Source organism: Novosphingobium olei (assembly GCF_012927405.1).
GTDB lineage: Bacteria > Pseudomonadota > Alphaproteobacteria > Sphingomonadales > Sphingomonadaceae > Novosphingobium > Novosphingobium olei.
Genome location: NZ_JABBGM010000014.1, coordinates 85,934 through 102,718, shown reverse-complemented (window position 1 = coordinate 102,718; position 16,785 = coordinate 85,934). Strand labels below are relative to the sequence as shown.

Here is a 16,785-nt window from a genome sequence, read left to right as displayed (position 1 = left end):
TCGCTGTATTGCTGCTCGGACGGCGTGCGTGGTCGTGGCGCACCCATGACGTATCTGTCCCATACGGCTTCCTTCCATTCCAACGAAAGGATCGCACCATCAAACCGTGGGATCAAACACCTAAGGCCGTGCGCGCTGGCTTGTGTGCGGATGTCTCAGCATTTCGGCGATCTCGGGAATGGGGCGAGTGAATGTCTTGCAGGCGAGAGCAATCGTCATGGCGAGGCGCGCGAAGGGCGGCTCTTGGCGCGAACCCAGATTAATTGCGCTGCATAAAAACCGCACTGATTGGTCGGGCATTGCCGTTCCTAATTGGTGGCAAAAGGCGCCAACATGCCTGCCGTTCCAGCGGCTGAATGGCCCCGTCAAAACCCGTCGTTCATTCATCGTGAGAGGGTAATGCGAGAAAGACTGGGGCTGGGACAAAGCAGCCATTGATTACCAATGCTTCCAACCTCCGGATAAACCGAAACTGAATATTCGATCAGTGGTGTAGCGACTCTTTCATACTTCCAGACTGCAAACGCTGGCGCTTTTTGATGGCTTGAGCCGAGCATGAAGGAAGAATCCGATTAAAAGTTAAGAGGCTTGCTTTCGACAGTTTCTAAGGGTGTCCAAGAACAGAACGGGCAACCCACTGCGAATTTTTTTGGAATATTTGCACCACATCGAAGGCACGTTGCAACATCGAGATGTCGAATTAACCGTCCGAGCAATCTTTTCATGCTTCGAGTGTCCTTCGTGCCGCCTCGGCGCACCGCGACGTTCTCTCCAGAGCTTGGCCGATGAGCAGCAACGCTGGTCCGTCACCTAGTGCCGTTCGCGCGGCCAGGGGCAGCAGGTCGAGCCGAGTATGAAAACGCTGCTCGATCGGAAGGCTGGCGTTTTGCACCAGCGCGACCGGCGTTTCACCCGGCAAGCCAGCGCGGAGCAGCCCGCGCGAGACTGCCTCCGCGGCAGCCTTGCCCATATAGACGGCCACCGTTGCCTGTGGATCTGCGAGTGAACTCCAGTCGAGATCGAGAGTTTCGCCGGCCCGGGCGTGGGCGGTGACAAACGTAAGCTTGCGAGCCAGACCACGCAGAGTGAGCGAGGCGCCGAGCGAGGCAGCGGCGGCGCTGGCCGCGGTGATGCCTGGACAGATTGAGACGGCAATGCCCGCCGCGCGGCACGCCTCAAGCTCTTCAGTGGCGCGGCCGAAGATTGCCGGATCGCCGCCCTTCAAACGGACGACGCGTTCGCCGCGCAGCGCAGCTTCGACGATGAGGCGGTCGATGGTTTTCTGGTCCTTCGAGTGGCGTCCGGCCCGCTTGCCAACATACACCAACTGCGCCGTGGGTGGAGCAAGCCCGAGCACGCCTTCGCCGACCAGTGCATCGTGGAAGATCGTTTCGGCGCGGGCGATCAGGCGCTCGGCCTTGCGGGTGAGCAGTTCGGGATCGCCCGGTCCTGCGCCGACCAGCCATACGCTGCCTTGCGGGAAATCGTCGTTCACGCCGCCTTCTCCTCGGATGATGGGGTGATCGTTGCGAGCAGCCGGGCGATCGCCGGGCGGCATGAACCGCAATTTGTGCCCGCTGCCGTGGCCGCGCCGATGGCAGCGACCGTGCACGCGCCACCGCGCGCTGCCGTCTCGATATTGCGCGCACCAATGCCGTGGCAGACGCAGACGATCGGGCCGGGATCGGGCGCGGGCGAGGCGGGGCGAGCGGCAAGGAGTTCCGCCGGTGCCGCTTGCCCGAGGCCGACTTGCGTGGCGATCCATTCGCGCGGGGGAAGCGTGCCACGGCGGGTGACGTAGAGCGCGGCGGCAACGGTTCCGTCTGGCGCGAGCACGACCACGCGGCGCATGCCGCGCGTGGCGTCGGCCACTTCGATCCGCTCACCTTCGGGGAGCAGCGCGTCGACGTCGACGCTGCCTTGCCCGGCAAGTTCGGTCAGCCAGCCCTGCGTCAGGCGCGAGGCGACCCAGTAGGCGAGGCCTTGCGGGCGGCTCGCTTGCGCCGAGACGAGGAAGCCGCGCCAGTCGACCGTGACCGGTTCGATCCGCGCGGCGCTGTTTTTGAAGCCGGGCTGGCCGGACACGGGGTCAACCTCCGGGGCGACGAGGCGGTTGCTGCGACCCTCGCCGGCCATGGCGTCGGTCCAGTGCATCGGCACGAAGATTTCGCCACGGCGCTGGCCGGGGTCGAGCGCGACGCGGAACACGGCGCTGCCCTGCGGCGTGACGACGCGCGCCAGCGCGCCCTCGGCGAGGCCTGTTACCGTGGCGTCTTCGGGATGGACTTCGAGCAGCGGCTCGCGCCGGTGCTGCGAAAGCCTTGGGCTCAAGCCCGTGCGGGTCATCGTGTGCCATTGGTCGCGATAGCGCCCGGTGTTGAGCCGCAGCGGGAAGGCGGGGTCGAAGCGCGCCTGCGCCGGCCTTACGGGCACGATCTTCGCATCGGTCGGCAAGGCCTGTGCGCTGCCCCACTGGAAGGGTTCGAGCGCGTCGTATTGCTGGTCCGACAGGGTGGCGTGAGCCGAAAGGTCGAGCCGCTTGCCGTGTCGCGCGGCTAGCGCGGTCATCGCTGCATATTCGCGAAAGACCTCGGCGCTGCAGTTCCAGTCGAAGGCCGCGCCGTGACCGAGCCGGCGGGCGACATCGGCGATGATCGCCCAGTCGGCGCGCGCCTCGCCCGGGGGTGCGAACAGCGCGCGCTGGCGGCTGACGCGGCGTTCGGAATTGGTCACGGTGCCGTCCTTCTCGCCCCAGCCGAGCGCGGGCAGGCGGATGTGGGCGAGGCGAGCCGTGTCGGTATCGGCGATCACTTCGGAAACGATCAGCGTTTCGACCTTGGCGAGAGCCGCCCGCACGAAGCCGGCATCGGGCATCGACACGGCGGGGTTGGTGGCCATGACCCAGAGGAAGCGGACCTTGCCTGCATCGATCGCGCGGAACAGGTCCACCGCCTTGAGGCCGGGGGCGGTGCAGAGCCGGTTGGTCTTCCAGAAGGCGGCGACGTCTTCGCGTTCGTCTTGCGAAAAGCCGAGGTGGCAGGCGAGCGTGTTGGCGAGGCCGCCGACCTCGCGCCCGCCCATCGCGTTGGGCTGGCCGGTCATGCTGAAGGGGCCGGCGCCGGGCTGGCCGATGCGGCCGGTGGCAAGGTGCAGGTTGATGATCGCGTTGCCCTTGTCGGTCCCGCCGGTCGACTGGTTGGCGCCCATGCTGAACAGCGTGACCATGCGCGGGGACGCAGCGACGAGATCGACCAGCGCGGCAAAGTGCGCGGCGGGAATACCCGGATCGCAGGCGAGCCCGTCCCATGCCTCGACCTGCGCCAGCCCGCGTTCGGCGAGCGCGTGGAGCAGGGCGTTGAACAGCGCGGTATCGCCGTCGGGAGCGATGGCGATGTGCAGGTCGGCCTGCTCGGCGGTTTCAGTGCGGCGCGGGTCGATCACGACGATCCGGGTGCCGCGCGCCTCGCGTGCCGCCTCGATCCGCTGCCAGATCACCGGATGGCACCACGCGGTGTTCGAGCCGACGAGGAGGACGAGGTCGGCCTCCTCGAGATCGGTGTAGGAGCAGGGGACCAGGTCTTCGCCGAAGCTGCGGTTGTGCGCGGCGACCGCGCTCGCCATGCACAGGCGGCTGTTGGTGTCGATGTTGGCGGTGCCGACGAAGCCTTTCAGCAGCTTATTGGCGGCGTAGTAGTCCTCGGTCAGCAACTGGCCGGAGACGTAGAACGCGACGCTGTCCGGGCCGTGGCGCTCGATCGTCGCGCGCATCCGTTCGGCGACGAGATCGAGCGCGCTGCCCCAGTCGGCGCGCTTCTCGCCGATCATCGGATGAAGCAAGCGGCCTTCGAGGCCGACCGTCTCTCCTAGGTGCGTGCCCTTGGAACAGAGCCGGCCGAAGTTGGCGGGGTGCGCCGCGTCGCCCCGGATCGTCACCATCCGGGGCCCCGTGACTTCGGCGCGGATGCCGCAGCCGACGCCGCAATAGGCGCAGGTGGTGCGGATTTCGCTCACGCCGCGCGCTGGCCCAGCACGGCGGCGCGCAGCAGGTAGATGCGCCCGGCATCGACCTTGAGCGGGATGACGGGGACGCAGCCTTTGTCCTCGCCCTGCGCCTCGCCAGTCTTGAGCGAGATGTTCCAGTTATGCAGCGGGCAGGTGACGACGCCGCCGTGGACGATGCCCTGGCTGAGCGGGCCCTGCTTGTGCGGGCACTTGTTGACCAGCGCGTGGAAGCCGCCGTGCTGGGTGCGGAACACCGCGATCTCCTCGCCGCCGACGACCGGCAGGGTGCGGGCGGTGCCGGGGGCGATCTGGTCCACCGGGCCGATATCGAGCCAATCGCCAACCATCATGCGTTCTCCATCTGAAGGGGGCGCACCTCGGCAAGGTGCTGGTGGAGGTCGGCATGCGCGCCCGCGGCGCGCGCCGCCCAAGGGTCGTCTTGGCAGAACAGCTGCGAATGGCGGAACCGCGCGGCCAGCCGCGTGACACTATCGTGATCGTCGAACAGCCCGGCCTTCACATGATCGAGCCCGACCCGCTCGATCCACGGCGCGGTGCGTTCGAGGTAGTGCGCCTGTTCACGGTAGAGCTGGATGAAGGCGGCGCAGACGTCCATCGCCTCGGCCTCGGTCGCGACCTTGCACAGCAGGTCAGTGGCGCGCACCTTGATCCCGCCGTTGCCGCCGACATGGAGTTCGTAACCGCTGTCGATGCAGACCACGCCGAAGTCCTTGATTGTCGCTTCGGCGCAGTTGCGCGGGCAGCCCGAGACGGCGATCTTGAACTTGTGGGGCATCCACGAACCCCAGGTCATGCGCTCCAGCTTGACGCCGAGCCCGGTCGAATCCTGCGTGCCGAAGCGGCACCATTCGCTGCCGACGCAAGTCTTCACCGTGCGCAGCGACTTGCCGTAGGCGTGGCCCGAGACCATCCCGGCGGCGTTGAGATCGGCCCAGACGGCGGGCAGGTCTTCTTTTTTGATGCCGAAGATGTCGAGCCGCTGGCCGCCGGTCACCTTGACCATCGGCGCGTTGTACTTTTCGACCACGTCGGCAATCGCGCGCAGCTCGCGCGGGTTGGTGAGGCCGCCCCACATGCGCGGGACCACCGAATAGGTGCCGTCCTTCTGGATGTTGGCGTGCATCCGCTCGTTGACGAAGCGGCTCTTCTGGTCGTCCTCGACTTGCCCCGGCCAGGCGCAGAGCAGGTAGTAGTTGAGCGCCGGGCGGCACGAGGCGCAGCCGTCGGGCGTTTTCCAGTGCAGTTCCTGCATGACCTGCGGGATCGCCTTGAGCTCCTTTTCGAGGATCAGGCGGCGCACGTCGTCGTGGCCGAAGCTGGTGCACTTGCACAGCGTCTTCGGGCCCGACTGGACCTCGTCGCCGAGCGTGATCGCCAGCAGGCTTTCGACGAGCCCGGTGCACGAACCGCAGCTTGCCGAGGCCTTGCAGGTGGAGCGGACGGCATCGAGGCTGCACGCGCCACCCTTGATCGAGGCGACGACCTGGCCCTTGGAAACGCCGTTGCAACCGCAGATTTCGGCATCGTCCGAAAGGGCGGCAACGGCGGCATTAGGGTCCAGCGAGGGCCCTCCATTGGCGAAGGCCTGGCCGAAGATCAGCGCCTCGCGGATGGGGGAGATGTCCTCGCCCTTCTTCAGCAGGTCGAAGTACCAGCTGCCATCGGCGGTATCGCCGTAGAGCACCGCGCCGACGAGCTTGTTGTCTCGCACCACCACGCGCTTGTAGATCCCGCGCGAGGCATCGCGCATGACGATGTCCTCGGCCCCGTCGCCGCCCGAGAAGTCGCCCGCGCTGAACAGGTCGATGCCCGAGACCTTGAGCTTGGTAGACGTGACCGAGCCCGCGTAGCCGGTGGGCTGCTCGCAAGCCCCCTCATCCCTGCAAGCATTGTCGGCAAGCGCCCGGCACATGTCCCACAGCGGCGCGACGAGGCCATAGCACTGGCCCCGGTGCTGCACGCATTCGCCCACCGCCATGATCGCCGGGTCGCTCGTCACCATGTGGTCGTCGACGACGATGCCGCGCTCGACGGCAAGGCCCGCTGCCCTGGCGAGGCCGGTCGCGGGGCGGATGCCGACCGCCATCACGACGATGTCGGCGTCGAAGGTGCGCCCGTCCTTGAGCTTGACGCCGGTGACGTGGCCGTTCGCTCCGGTGATCTCGGCGGTGTCGCCCCCGGTGACGATGGTCTGGCCGCGCCGTTCGAGTTCGCTCTTGAGCAGGAAGCCCGCCGCTTCGTCGAGCTGGCGCTCCATCAGCGTGGGCATGAGGTGGACGACCGTGACCTTCATGCCGCGCAAGGCAAGGCCGTGCGCGGCTTCCAGACCGAGCAGGCCGCCGCCGATGACCACGGCAGAACCGCCCTTGTCCGCTGCCGCCAGCATCCGGTCGACGTCGTCGAGATCGCGGAAGGTGACCACGCCATCGAGATCGCGGCCGGGCACCGGGATGATGAACGGGTCTGACCCGGTGGCGATGAGCAGGCGGTCGTAGGGCTCGACCCGGCCCGATCGCGTGGTGAGGGTGCGGGTCTCGCGGTCGATCGAGACGACCGGATCGCCCGAGACGAGCGTGATGGCGTTGTCGGCGTACCAGTCGGCGCCGTTGATGACGATGTCCTCGAACGCCTTTTCGCCCGCCAGCACGGGCGAGAGCATGATGCGGTTGTAGTTCACCCGGGGCTCGGCGCCGAAAATGGTGACGTCGAAGCGGCCGCAATCGCGGGCGAGGATTTCCTCCACCGCGCGGCAGCCGGCCATGCCGTTGCCGATCACCACCAGGCGTTCGCGGACCGGGGCGGTCGCGGGGGGATGCTTTTCGAGCACTGTCGTCGGGGCGTTCACGGGATTTCCCTCTGGCAGATGCGTGAACACGAAAAAGCCGCCCGAACGCATCCCGGTGAAGGGAGGTCTGGGCGGCGACGTTGCCACGCAATGTTGATGGTTCAGGCGGCGCTCGATCACCCTTCGTTGGGTGGCGCTTGTGCCTTCGAAACAAAGGCTAACCGATTCGGGTCGGTCAGCGCAAGCGGCATTTTGCAGTGCAGCAATGGAAAGTGGTGCGGTGTAAGCGGAAAGCGGTCTTGTGGCGAACCGCTTTCCGCTTCATGCAGGATCAGAAGGCGTAGTCCGCCTCGAGCCAGAACTTGGTGGTGTCCACGCCGAAGCCCTTGGCCTTGTAACCGGCATACTTGGCGAGCAGCGCGACCTTGCGCACCTTGAACCCCACGCTGGCGTCCCACTCCTCGCCGTATTTGACGTGGCCGATATCCGAATGGAAATCGTGCCAGGTGACGTTGAGTGTCAGGCCCTTCGCCTTGGGGAATGCCTTGGCAAGCCCGGCGTAGACGTCCTCCAGCCCGGCGGCGGGGGTGGTCAGGAACAGGTCGGCCCAGCCGTTGAACTTGTGCAGCGTGGCCATCGGCGTCTGCAGCGCGATGGCCTTGCCCGAACTCGTGTCCGAGCCGAGCTTTTCGTAACCCCCGGTCGCGGTGAAGCCATGCGCGGCAAGAGCGGCCTCGGCATTGACGTAGTCGGCATGGAAGTGCGCCGGGTTGTCCTTCCACCCTTGCTGCCGCGCGTAGCTTCCGACTAGGTTGAGCTTGGCCTTTTTGCCCAGCGGCAGCGCGGCGGTGGCGCGCAGGCCCCAGGTCTGCGTGTCCGCCAGGGTGACGGCGAGCGGGCCGACCTGCTCCTTCGCATCGTAGTCGAGCAGGTAGGCAAAGCCCTTGACCGTAACCGGACCCTGCCTGACCCCGGCCTGGAGGAACCAGAAGTCGCCGTCGTAGGCGGTTCGTGGCCCGGCGTCGTGGCCGTAGATCGTGCGCTGGCCGCGGGCATACGTGACGTCGGCCATGACCGGGCCCAAGGTCGCTTCGCCGCGCACCGCGTCGAAGGTCTGCTCGTTCTGCCGCCACGCGACCGAACCGACCCAGCGCTGGTCGTCGAGGTTGATGCGCTGGCGGCCGATGGTCAGGCCCAGCTGCTTGGTGCGGTACTGGACCTGCAGGCGGTTCAGCTCGACGTTGGCCGGGTCCGGCACGATGGCGTAGGCGGGGCGCGCCTTGGCCGGCACGAAGGCGAGGCCGTTGAAGTGGTCGCCGATCTCGAGCGTGCCTTCGGCTTCGGCAAGGAGCGAGAGGTGCGACGGGGCGTGGCGAAGCTCGAACCCGCTGCGCAGGCGCAGGGTCACGGCGTCGGCGTCCCTGGCCGGGGTGTCGACGCTTTCCCATCGCAGGCGGGCATCGACGATCGGGTCGAAGGTCAGCGTGTCGGTGACCGGCACCGGGTCTCCGAAGGTCCTGGGGGCGGCGAGCGCGGGCTGCGCGAGAGCGAGCGGCGCCGCCAGCGCGGCCGCGCCGAGAGTGAAAGTCTTCATGTCCGGAAATTCCCTCATGGTGGGGCCGGGGTGGTTTCGTGCCCACCCCGGTCGCCCGACGTCAGCACATCAGATGCGGGCACCCGCAAGGGCGGCGCCCCAGGTCGTCCGCCAGCGGCTCTTGACGGCGGTGAGCCCGGCCAGCGCCACGATCGCCAGCGCGGCGAAGATCATGAAGCCGATCGAGGCGCTGCCGGTGGCCTTCTTGATCGCGCCGAGCGAGCTGGCGAGGTAGAACCCGCCAAGGCCGCCGCCGAAGCCGACGAGGCCGGTCATCACGCCGATCTCCTTGCGGAAGCGCTGCGGCACCAGCTGGAAAACCGCGCCGTTGCCCACGCCCAGCGTGCCCATCACCGCGACGAACAGCGCGACCGCGATGGCAAGGCCGCTGGTCGCGACCATGGCGATCACGCCGAGCAGCACGGCGGCGACGGTATAGACCACGGTGAGCGTGCGGATGCCGCCGAAGCGGTCGGCCAGCGCACCGCCCATCGGGCGCAGCAGCGAGCCCATGAACACCGCGGCGGCGGTGCAGTAGCCGGCGATCACCGGGGTAACACCGAAGCTGTCGGCGTAGAACGTCGGCAGTGAACTGGACAGGCCGACGAAGCCGCCAAAGGTCACGAAGTAGAACAGCATGAACCACCAGGCGTCGGCTTCCCTGAGCACCGAGGCGTAGGCCGAAAGCGGCTTGGGCGCGGGCTGGTCGGGGCTGTCCTTGGCGGCGACCAGATAGAAGGCGAAGACCGCGATCAGCGGGATCAGCGCGAAGCCGAAGACATTGGTCCAGCCATAGACCTTGGCGAGCAGCGCGGCGAACAGCGAGGCGAACACCGTGCCCGAATTGCCCATGCCGGCGATGCCCATCGCCTTGCCTTGGTGCTCGGGCGGATACCACCGGCTGGCGAGCGGGAGCGATACGGCGAAGCTCGCCCCGGCAAAGCCGAGGATCACGCCGAGCGCGAGCGTGCCCTGATAGCTGGAAATGCCGAAGTGCCAGGCAACGAACAGCCCGGCGATGACAACGATCTGGCTGATCGTGCCGGTAAGCTTGGGGCCGATGCGGTCGACCAGCAGGCCGTTGATCAGGCGGATCACTGCGCCAGCCAGCGTCGGAAGGGCGACCATCATGCCCTTTTGCGCCGGGTCCAGCCCCAGCTCCTTCGAGATGATCGGCGCCAGCGGGCCGAGCAGGACCCAGACCATGAAGGCCATGTCGAAATAGAGGAACGCGGCAAGCAGCGTCGGGCTGTGGCCGGATTTCCAGAAGCTGGTGGTAGCGCCCTTGGGCGCGGGGTTAGCGGATGGCATGGCGAACGTGGCCATAGGTGGTCCTCCCTGCACTTGACGAGTGATGGCTTGGAACGATCCTCACGCACGCGGGCGACGTGCCCGGGCGCAAGGGGCTGAAACGAGTATGCGGAACTGCGGGGAACTGGTTGTTGCGGCTGGCTTTTTCAGTGCGACCGGACCGCGAGCCGACAACCAGGACTTCGGTGGCGTGCACCTCGGCAGCGCGACTGAGCGCGCCCGCCACGGCATCGTCGCGGCGGTTGCCGACGGCGTCAGCGGCGGCAGGCAGGGCCGCGCCGCCGCAGAGCTTGCGGTGCGCGCGCTGGTCGATGGCTTCTACGCGCTGCCCGAAACGCTGGGGCCGGCGCGCGCGATCCGGCAGGCCATGGGCGCCTACAACCGCTGGCTCCACGCCCAGGGCCGGGGCGAGAGCATGGCCAACAGCGGCACGACGTTCACGGCACTGGCCCTGCGCGGACGGCAGGCGCACGTCGCGCATGTCGGCGACAGCCGCGCCTGGCGCTTTGCGGCGGGACGGCTTGCCTGCCTCACCACCGATCACGTGCGGCCCGAGCCCGACCTCAACCACGTGCTGATCCGCGCGCTGGGGCTCGAGGCCGAACTGCGGCTTGATCACCTTACGCTGGAAATTGCCGAGCGCGACCGCCTGCTGCTCACCACCGACGGCGTGCACGCGGTGCTGTCGGCACCCCGCCTCGCCGCGATCCTTGCCGAGAACGCGAGTGCCGAGGCCACGGCGCAGCGACTGGTCGAAGCGGCGCTCGCCGCGGGAGGCCGCGACAATGCGACCGCGCTGGTGCTCGACGTGGTGCGCCTGCCCGCGCCCGACCACGAGGGCATCCTCGCCGAAGTGTCCGGGCTGCCGTTCGTCGCGCCGCCGGGTGTTGGCGACACGATCGACAGCTTCCGCATCGAGCGGACCTTGAGCGAAGGCCGCCACGCCGTGCTGCTCGTCGCGACGGACGAGGAAGACGGCGAGCAGGTGGTGCTCAAGTTCCCCCGCCGCGAGATCCTGTCCGACCACGCGCTGCGGCTGGCCTTCGCCCGCGAATTGCTGCTTTCCCGCCGGGTGGCGAGCCCCTTCGTGCTGGCGGCGAGGCCGGTGCGGCCCGAACGGCAGAGCGGGCTCTATTCCGTGCTGCCGCTGCTGGTCGGGGAAAGCATGGAGGCGCGCCTGGGGCGCGGACATCCGCCGCTCGAAGAGGCGCGGCAGGCGGCGATCGGGCTGGTGCGCGGACTTGCCGCGCTGCACAGGCTCGAAGTCGTCCATCGCGACGTGAAGCCCGAAAACGTCATGCTGACCGGCGAGGGCGGGGTGAAGCTGATCGACCTCGGGGTGGCGCGACTGCCGCGGGTCGAGGACTTCCATCCCGACGAGATCCCCGGAACGCCGGGGTTCATGGCGCCCGAACAGTTCGAGGGCAACGCAGGCGATGCGCTGACCGACCAGTTCGCACTGGGCGTCACACTCTACCGCTGGTTCACCGGCAAGTGGCCCTATGGCGAGCAGGAAGCGTTCCAGCGCCCGCGCTTCGGCATCGCGCCGGCGCCTTCGCGCTACCGGCCCGAGATCCCAAGCTGGCTCGACGCCGCGATCCTCGCGGCCATCGCCCCAAGGCGCGAAGATCGCTTCGGCGACGTGGTGGAGCTGCTCCGAGCGCTCGAAAGCGGTGGGGCGCTGGGCTTTGCCGCCGCGCGTCGCCGGCCGCTGATCGAACGCGATCCGGCGCTGTTCTGGAAGGGCACCAGCGCGCTGCTGGCGGCTGCCCTTGCCGCGTCGCTGCTGCTGCGCTGATCGCACTTCGATGCCCACGCCGGGTTGGCTCCTGCTGACGCGCAACGCAAAAAAGCCGCCTCGACTTGGCCGGAAGGGCCAGATCGGGCGGCGACGTTGCCACGCGTTGTTGATGCTGTGCACGACCGGCCTGCGGTGCGCCCCATCGTCGGGACACGGCCATCGTGCATCCCAAGGCTAAGCGATTCGCACCGGCGAGGTAAAGCGCTTTTTGCGATGCAGCATCAGATCGGCATCAGGGCAGGGTGGCGAGGTATCCCGCAAGATCGGCCGGATCAAACACTCCGCCATCGAAGAAACGGTTGCTTTCCAGAGTCATGCGCCCCTGCTGCGTGCCGACGACGGTGGTCCCGGCAAGGCTGCCTTCGACCTTGGAACTCGCCCCCGGAAGCGGTTCCGCGCTGCCGACCAGTGCGCTGCGGTAGACATCGGGACGGAACACGCGGGCCGCCTTGCGCGCTTCGTCGGGCACGATCGCGCCCTGCTCCCAGCGCACCATCTGGGTGTAGAGCCACTCGGCCTGGCTGACCCACGGGAAGTTCGCCGCCTCGCGGTACTGGAACATGAAATCGGGGAAGGGCACGATCGCGCCGCCCTTCGCCAGCATCAGCTGGTCCGAGATCGCGCGGCGGATCAGCTCGGCGCTGCCGTCGAGGTATTCGGGCCGGGCGAGGATCGCGGCGTTGGCGTCCCAGTTCGCCGGATCGACGAAGTGGAGTGCGGCGCGGATCAGTGCGCGGACCATCGCCTCGACGTCGCTGCGGCGTTCGTCGACCAGCCGCTCCTTCATCGCCAGGACCTTCTCGACCCCGCGCCGCCAGATCTGCGCGGTGACCATCACGATTTCGCCAGCGCCGCGTTCGACCGCCACGCTGTTCCACGGTTCGCCCACGCAGATCGCGTCGACTTCGCCGGCATCCAGCGCATCGGCGCAGAACGGCGGTGCCACGGTGGTTATCTCGACGTCTTGGTCGGGGCGGATGCCGCTGGCTGCGAGCCAGTAGCGCAGCATGTAGTTGTGGCTCGAATGGCGGTGCACGACGCCGAAGCGCAAGCGGTCGCCCGCCGCGATGCGCTCCTGCGCGACCAGTCGCAGTGCCGCGCCTGCCTTAACCGGATCGGCAAGCTGGCCCGGCGCGGTCAGCCGCCGGGCGAGATCGGGCCGCATCGTCACGGCGTTACCGTTTAGGCCAAGCACGAACGGCACCGCCAGCGGCTGCGCTGGCCGGCCCCGCCCGAGCGTCGCTGCGATGGCGAGCGGGGCGACCATGTGTGCAGCATCGCTGTGGCCATAGAGCAGGCGGTCGAGCACAGTCGCCCAGCTCATGTCGCGCACCAGCCGCAGCGACAGGCCCTCGGCCTCGGCAAAGCCATGCTCGTGGGCAAGGATCGGCAGGCAGGCATCGACCAGCGGCAGGAACCCGATGGTTATTTCAGCGGGCATCAGGCGCCTCCCATAAGCTCGTGCGCGGTGACCACCGCCTCCGCGATCTCGGCGATCCGCCGGCCCTGGTTCATCGCCGTCTTGCGCAGTTCGGCATAGGCCTGCGGTTCGGTCAGTCCGCGGCTGTCCATCAGGATGCGCTTGGCCCTGTCGATCGCTTCGCGTTCGGCCAGCTGCCCCTTGGCTTCGGCAAGGTCGGCCTGGAGGCGGGCAAATGCGTTGAAGCGACGTACGGCAAGGTCAAGGATGGGGCGGATGCGATGGGGGGCGAGCCCGTCGACGACGTAGGAGGATACGCCTGCATCGATCGATGCCGCGATCGCCTCGTCGTCACTTTCGTCGACGAACATTGCAATGGGCCGGGCAAGTGCGCGGCTGACCGCGAAGTATTCTTCGAGCACGTCGCGTGATGGATTGCCCAAGTCCATGAGGACGATGTCAGGATCGATCTCGGCGATCCGCGCGACGAGCGCCGTACGTTCAGTAACAACGAACAGCTCGCAATCGTCGAGCGCAACCAGTCCTTCACCGATCACGGCGGCGCGGGAGGCACTTTCATCGACGATCGCGATGCGCATGGCGCCTATTGGACTGCAACACGAGTGGTTGGCAATCACTCACACCACAAACGTTTTGCTGTGCAATGAGGGGTTTTGGCCTACACAGACCCCGCATCCTGCATGGATGGATGACTGGCGATGGTCGAATGCTGCCCCCGCAGATCGCCGACCGTTGGTTGGCGGCTGACGCCGCCAAAGCCGCCGTTCAGGCCACCAGATCGGGGCGTCGGAAGCGGTCATATATTCACTTTGTTGGACGGCACGGTGAAATGGCGCGGCTTGGGACATTTCTGCCGTTCCGTTGCGACGTGTTGAACGGCAGGTCTGGCCAGAAGCCGACATCCGGCGCTGGCCCGACCAGCACCGCAGAATGCTGGAGATTATGCGGGGTGCAGACTGGCCGCTTACCGGCTCATCCCCCGCTTTGGCGACACGGAACTTGTAAACGTGGCACCATTGAAGCGATGGAATGTGGCCAAATCCTGCACCATTTGCGAACGATATGAACGGCATATTCTTCGCCGCGTTATTCATCGCGCCTTCGGCAGGATAGTGTAAAATGGCGAGAGGTCCAGATTGCTATCCGCACGGTCCTCGAGAGAAGGCCGTAGGTGGGCACGATTGTCGAAGCTGGTGCCGCCCAAAGTATTTCGGCATTGCGACCGGACATCCGTGTCCGATCGCTCTTTCCTATACTCCATGTGCGCTGAAAGCGCTTAAGCTTGGATCTGCTCCGGAATGTTGGTTTACTTCATAGGACGCAAGCGTCCAGTCCTCCTATGGTCATCAGTGTCTAGTTGCACAGGACGCGAATGTCCTGTCGGATGATCTTGAAACTCCTCGTGAGCGAGCGCAGATAGACGCTCGAAAGGAATGGTTTCATGGCCAACACGACCAACACGCCGCCCGAATCAAATGTCATCCCGTTGCGCGGGCTGGGCAAATCTGCACGTGCGCGCGGGTTCGAGGAAAAATGGGGGCCGATGGCCGGCAAGGTCGGGTTCACGATGATCCCGACGACGCTGCTGCGCGGCGCGGCCCGGCTGCAGCTCGATCCGCCCAAATTCGCGATCGTCCTCCAACTTCTCGAGCATTGGTGGGAGCGTGATCGCGATCCCTATCCGTCGAAGGAGACGATCGCGACGCGTGTAAAGCTCAGCCCGCGTCAGGTGCAGCGGCATATCGCACTCCTCGAAAAGGAAGGGCTCGTGCAGCGGCTTGAACGCCGGGCGCCGGGCCGCGGCAAGACCAGCAATGCCTACGACCTGTCTGGTCTGGTTAAGCGGGTCGCGGCATTGTCGGGAGAGCTTCTCGAGGAAGCCGCCGACACCAAAAGGCGCCGCGCGGCCTTGGAAAAGCCGGGTCTACGCAAGCGTGCCAAGCCCAAAGCCTGATCCGCTCTACGCCGCCGATCCATCTCCTTCAGCCGCATCCCGACCCCGAGTAGTTTCCGATGTCCGCTCAGCACTTGCCCTTCACCCTCGGCGACCAGACCTTCGATCTGGCGCACCTGGACGCCTCGACGTTCGGGTGTAAGACCGATTTTCGCGCAGCGGACCTGACGATTGGCATTCGGTACAGCAACCATTGCTATACCGTGGGATGTGCCGAAGACGAGGAGCCCGGTGAGCGGCTGATCCTCGATCATCATGGAAATCGTCGTTCTTTTGACGACGACCGGTACGCGCTTTCGCATAACCTCCCGGCCTTGCTGGCCGCGTTGCCAACTGCCAAGGTCTGGCAGAGCGCGCAGGAGCGGAACTATCTCCATTTCTCGACGGCTCTTGGGCCGGCAGAATATCGTGTTTTCTTTCATCTCCGGCGCGCAGCCGCCGGCGCAGGTCATGATCTCGCGCTGTTCGTCGAGAGCGCCTATGCGCTCGAAGCGGCTAACCCGGCTACGCGCGGTCGAGGACAGATCCGTTTTCCGATCCTCGCCCGAAAGATCTACCTGGGCGAGCCGGTGCGGTTCGACAACGGCCGCAACCTGCGCCGAAAATAGAGAGCCGCAGAATCAAAAAGGGCGCCCGTTAGGACGCCCTTTAGTGTAACTCGGTAGCCCCTTCGGCTTGCGCCTATCTCGCATCACGCGTGGACCAGGTTGCCCTGGCGGGGAAGCACTGTCGGCTCCGAGGAGCCTCAACCGATCTGTTGCCTCTGAGCAGCGAGATAGTCCCGCAACTCTGAAGAATCAACTAAAAGTTGACTCATTCGTTCCCGGGAAGCGGCCGCTTCTGCCCCTTTCAAATCACCGCTCACCGCAGTTTTCCGCCATTTTTCCCAAGTTTGTTGGCTTGAGCTCTCCAGTCACTGGTGCCTCGTGGACAGTGCGCTTTTGGGCTTTTGGATGGTCACGGACGCGCAATGAGATAGGCTTCTCGGATGCGATTCCAACCGCCCCCACCAGCCTGTTCCAAACGAATCATCCTGCGACGCAATGTCTAGCTCTGCCTTCAAACCGGACTGGCCCGCTGCAGATGAGCTATCACGGCGGCTTCGGTTCGTTGATCCCACAGCCCTGATGCACCTCTCGCGAGGCCTGACCTTCAATCCCCTACGCTCGGCCGAGGTCTTGGACGACACGCTCATTCATTTCGACAAGAAGAATGGCTATATCACACAGGTCGAGGACTGGATCCGGTCCGGCGGCATACAGGCAGGACCATGCCCCGCCTTTCCAACAGGCCGCATCATCGCCGACACCACTGAGATGACCAACGCCGAGGGAGGGACAGTGCATATGGCTGCCATTCTCAATGAGACGCGCGATGCCGTGATCGCGCCCGCGGTGTTCCTCAGCATGGTTTCGCCCGTGCTCGACATCCCAATGCGGGTCGAGCTGCCGATGCGCGCGGTCCTGAAGGGCAATCTGCCGCTCCCCGGCACATACACGCTCTATCTCCACGCATTGGGGACGAGCGACAGCGAAGACTATGTTTACTACGGCATCACCAAACGAGGCTGGAGCATCCGATTCCACGAACATACCCGGGCTGCCGTTGCGACCGCATCGAAGCGCCTGTTCGCGAGCAAGCTCAATGAACTGATCGAGGCCAGGGTCGCTGAACGCACCGGGGTGATCGACGACCGCCCCAAACTGCGCTCCCTCATCACGGCCATCTGCGCGACCGGCCTCAACAAGGCCGAGGCCTTTGAGGTGGAGGAGGCGATGGTCGAAAAATATAGCCTAGCATCGAAGCATCCGCGCGGGCTCAACATGATCCCCGGCGGAGCCGCGGGCGCCCGTCGGTTCCGCAAGGCAGGATAGTC

Annotated in this window: 12 protein-coding genes; 4 read left to right on the top strand and 8 right to left on the bottom strand. The window is 66.2% G+C overall.

The genetic code is table 11. The annotated features are described in order from the left end of the window. Positions 1–721 precede the first annotated feature (721 nt). From cobA to HHL27_RS19960, 6 genes are all read right to left on the bottom strand, one after another. A complete protein-coding gene (gene cobA, locus HHL27_RS19985) occupies positions 722–1,495 on the bottom strand; it encodes a uroporphyrinogen-III C-methyltransferase (RefSeq protein ID WP_338114970.1) in 774 nt (257 codons plus the stop codon). Further along, on the bottom strand, positions 1,492–4,011 hold the full coding sequence (locus HHL27_RS19980) for a molybdopterin-dependent oxidoreductase (protein WP_169495156.1): 2,520 nt from the start codon (positions 4,009–4,011) through the stop codon (positions 1,492–1,494). Before HHL27_RS19980 ends, cobA begins: the two co-directional genes overlap by 4 nt. Further along, positions 4,008–4,349: a nitrite reductase small subunit NirD gene (gene nirD / locus HHL27_RS19975; protein ID WP_169495167.1), complete on the bottom strand. Its 342-nt coding sequence runs from the start codon at positions 4,347–4,349 to the stop codon at positions 4,008–4,010. The genes HHL27_RS19980 and nirD overlap by 4 nt, the downstream gene beginning before the upstream one ends. Next, positions 4,349–6,868 carry a nitrite reductase large subunit NirB gene (gene nirB, locus HHL27_RS19970; protein ID WP_338114969.1) on the bottom strand — a complete coding sequence of 840 codons (2,520 nt, stop codon included), beginning with the start codon at positions 6,866–6,868 and terminating at the stop codon, positions 4,349–4,351. The genes nirD and nirB overlap by 1 nt, the downstream gene beginning before the upstream one ends. A 271-nt stretch (positions 6,869–7,139) precedes the next feature. Next, complete coding sequence (locus HHL27_RS19965) at positions 7,140–8,402, bottom strand: alginate export family protein (protein ID WP_169495155.1); 1,263 nt, start codon at positions 8,400–8,402, stop codon at positions 7,140–7,142. A gap of 69 nt (positions 8,403–8,471) precedes the next feature. Further along, positions 8,472–9,728: a nitrate/nitrite transporter gene (locus tag HHL27_RS19960; RefSeq protein ID WP_169495154.1), complete on the bottom strand. Its 1,257-nt coding sequence runs from the start codon at positions 9,726–9,728 to the stop codon at positions 8,472–8,474. A 91-nt stretch (positions 9,729–9,819) separates the two neighbouring features. On the opposite strand from HHL27_RS19960, the gene HHL27_RS19955 reads away from it, so the two are divergent. Further along, positions 9,820–11,511, top strand: coding sequence for a bifunctional protein-serine/threonine kinase/phosphatase (locus HHL27_RS19955; protein WP_169495153.1), 1,692 nt, complete (start codon positions 9,820–9,822; stop codon positions 11,509–11,511). A 235-nt stretch (positions 11,512–11,746) separates the two neighbouring features. On the opposite strand, the gene HHL27_RS19950 is transcribed toward HHL27_RS19955, so the two are convergent. Beyond that, positions 11,747–12,955, bottom strand: a complete 1,209-nt coding sequence (locus HHL27_RS19950) for a CmpA/NrtA family ABC transporter substrate-binding protein (RefSeq protein ID WP_169495152.1) — start codon at positions 12,953–12,955, stop codon at positions 11,747–11,749. Continuing rightward, on the bottom strand, positions 12,955–13,533 hold the full coding sequence (locus HHL27_RS19945; protein WP_169495151.1) for an ANTAR domain-containing response regulator: 579 nt from the start codon (positions 13,531–13,533) through the stop codon (positions 12,955–12,957). Before HHL27_RS19945 ends, HHL27_RS19950 begins: the two co-directional genes overlap by 1 nt. 863 nt (positions 13,534–14,396) lie before the next feature. Here HHL27_RS19945 and HHL27_RS19940 point away from each other — a divergent pair. The 3 genes from HHL27_RS19940 (at position 14,397) to HHL27_RS19930 (ending at position 16,783) form a co-directional block, all read left to right on the top strand. Further along, positions 14,397–14,909, top strand: coding sequence for a helix-turn-helix domain-containing protein (locus tag HHL27_RS19940; protein ID WP_169495150.1), 513 nt, complete (start codon positions 14,397–14,399; stop codon positions 14,907–14,909). Between the two features lie 59 nt (positions 14,910–14,968). Beyond that, complete coding sequence (locus tag HHL27_RS19935) at positions 14,969–15,517, top strand: hypothetical protein (RefSeq protein WP_169495149.1); 549 nt, start codon at positions 14,969–14,971, stop codon at positions 15,515–15,517. A gap of 570 nt (positions 15,518–16,087) precedes the next feature. Then, entirely contained in the window at positions 16,088–16,783 is a 696-nt protein-coding gene (locus HHL27_RS19930) for a hypothetical protein (protein ID WP_169495148.1), read from the top strand. The last annotated feature ends 2 nt before the right edge of the window (positions 16,784–16,785 follow it).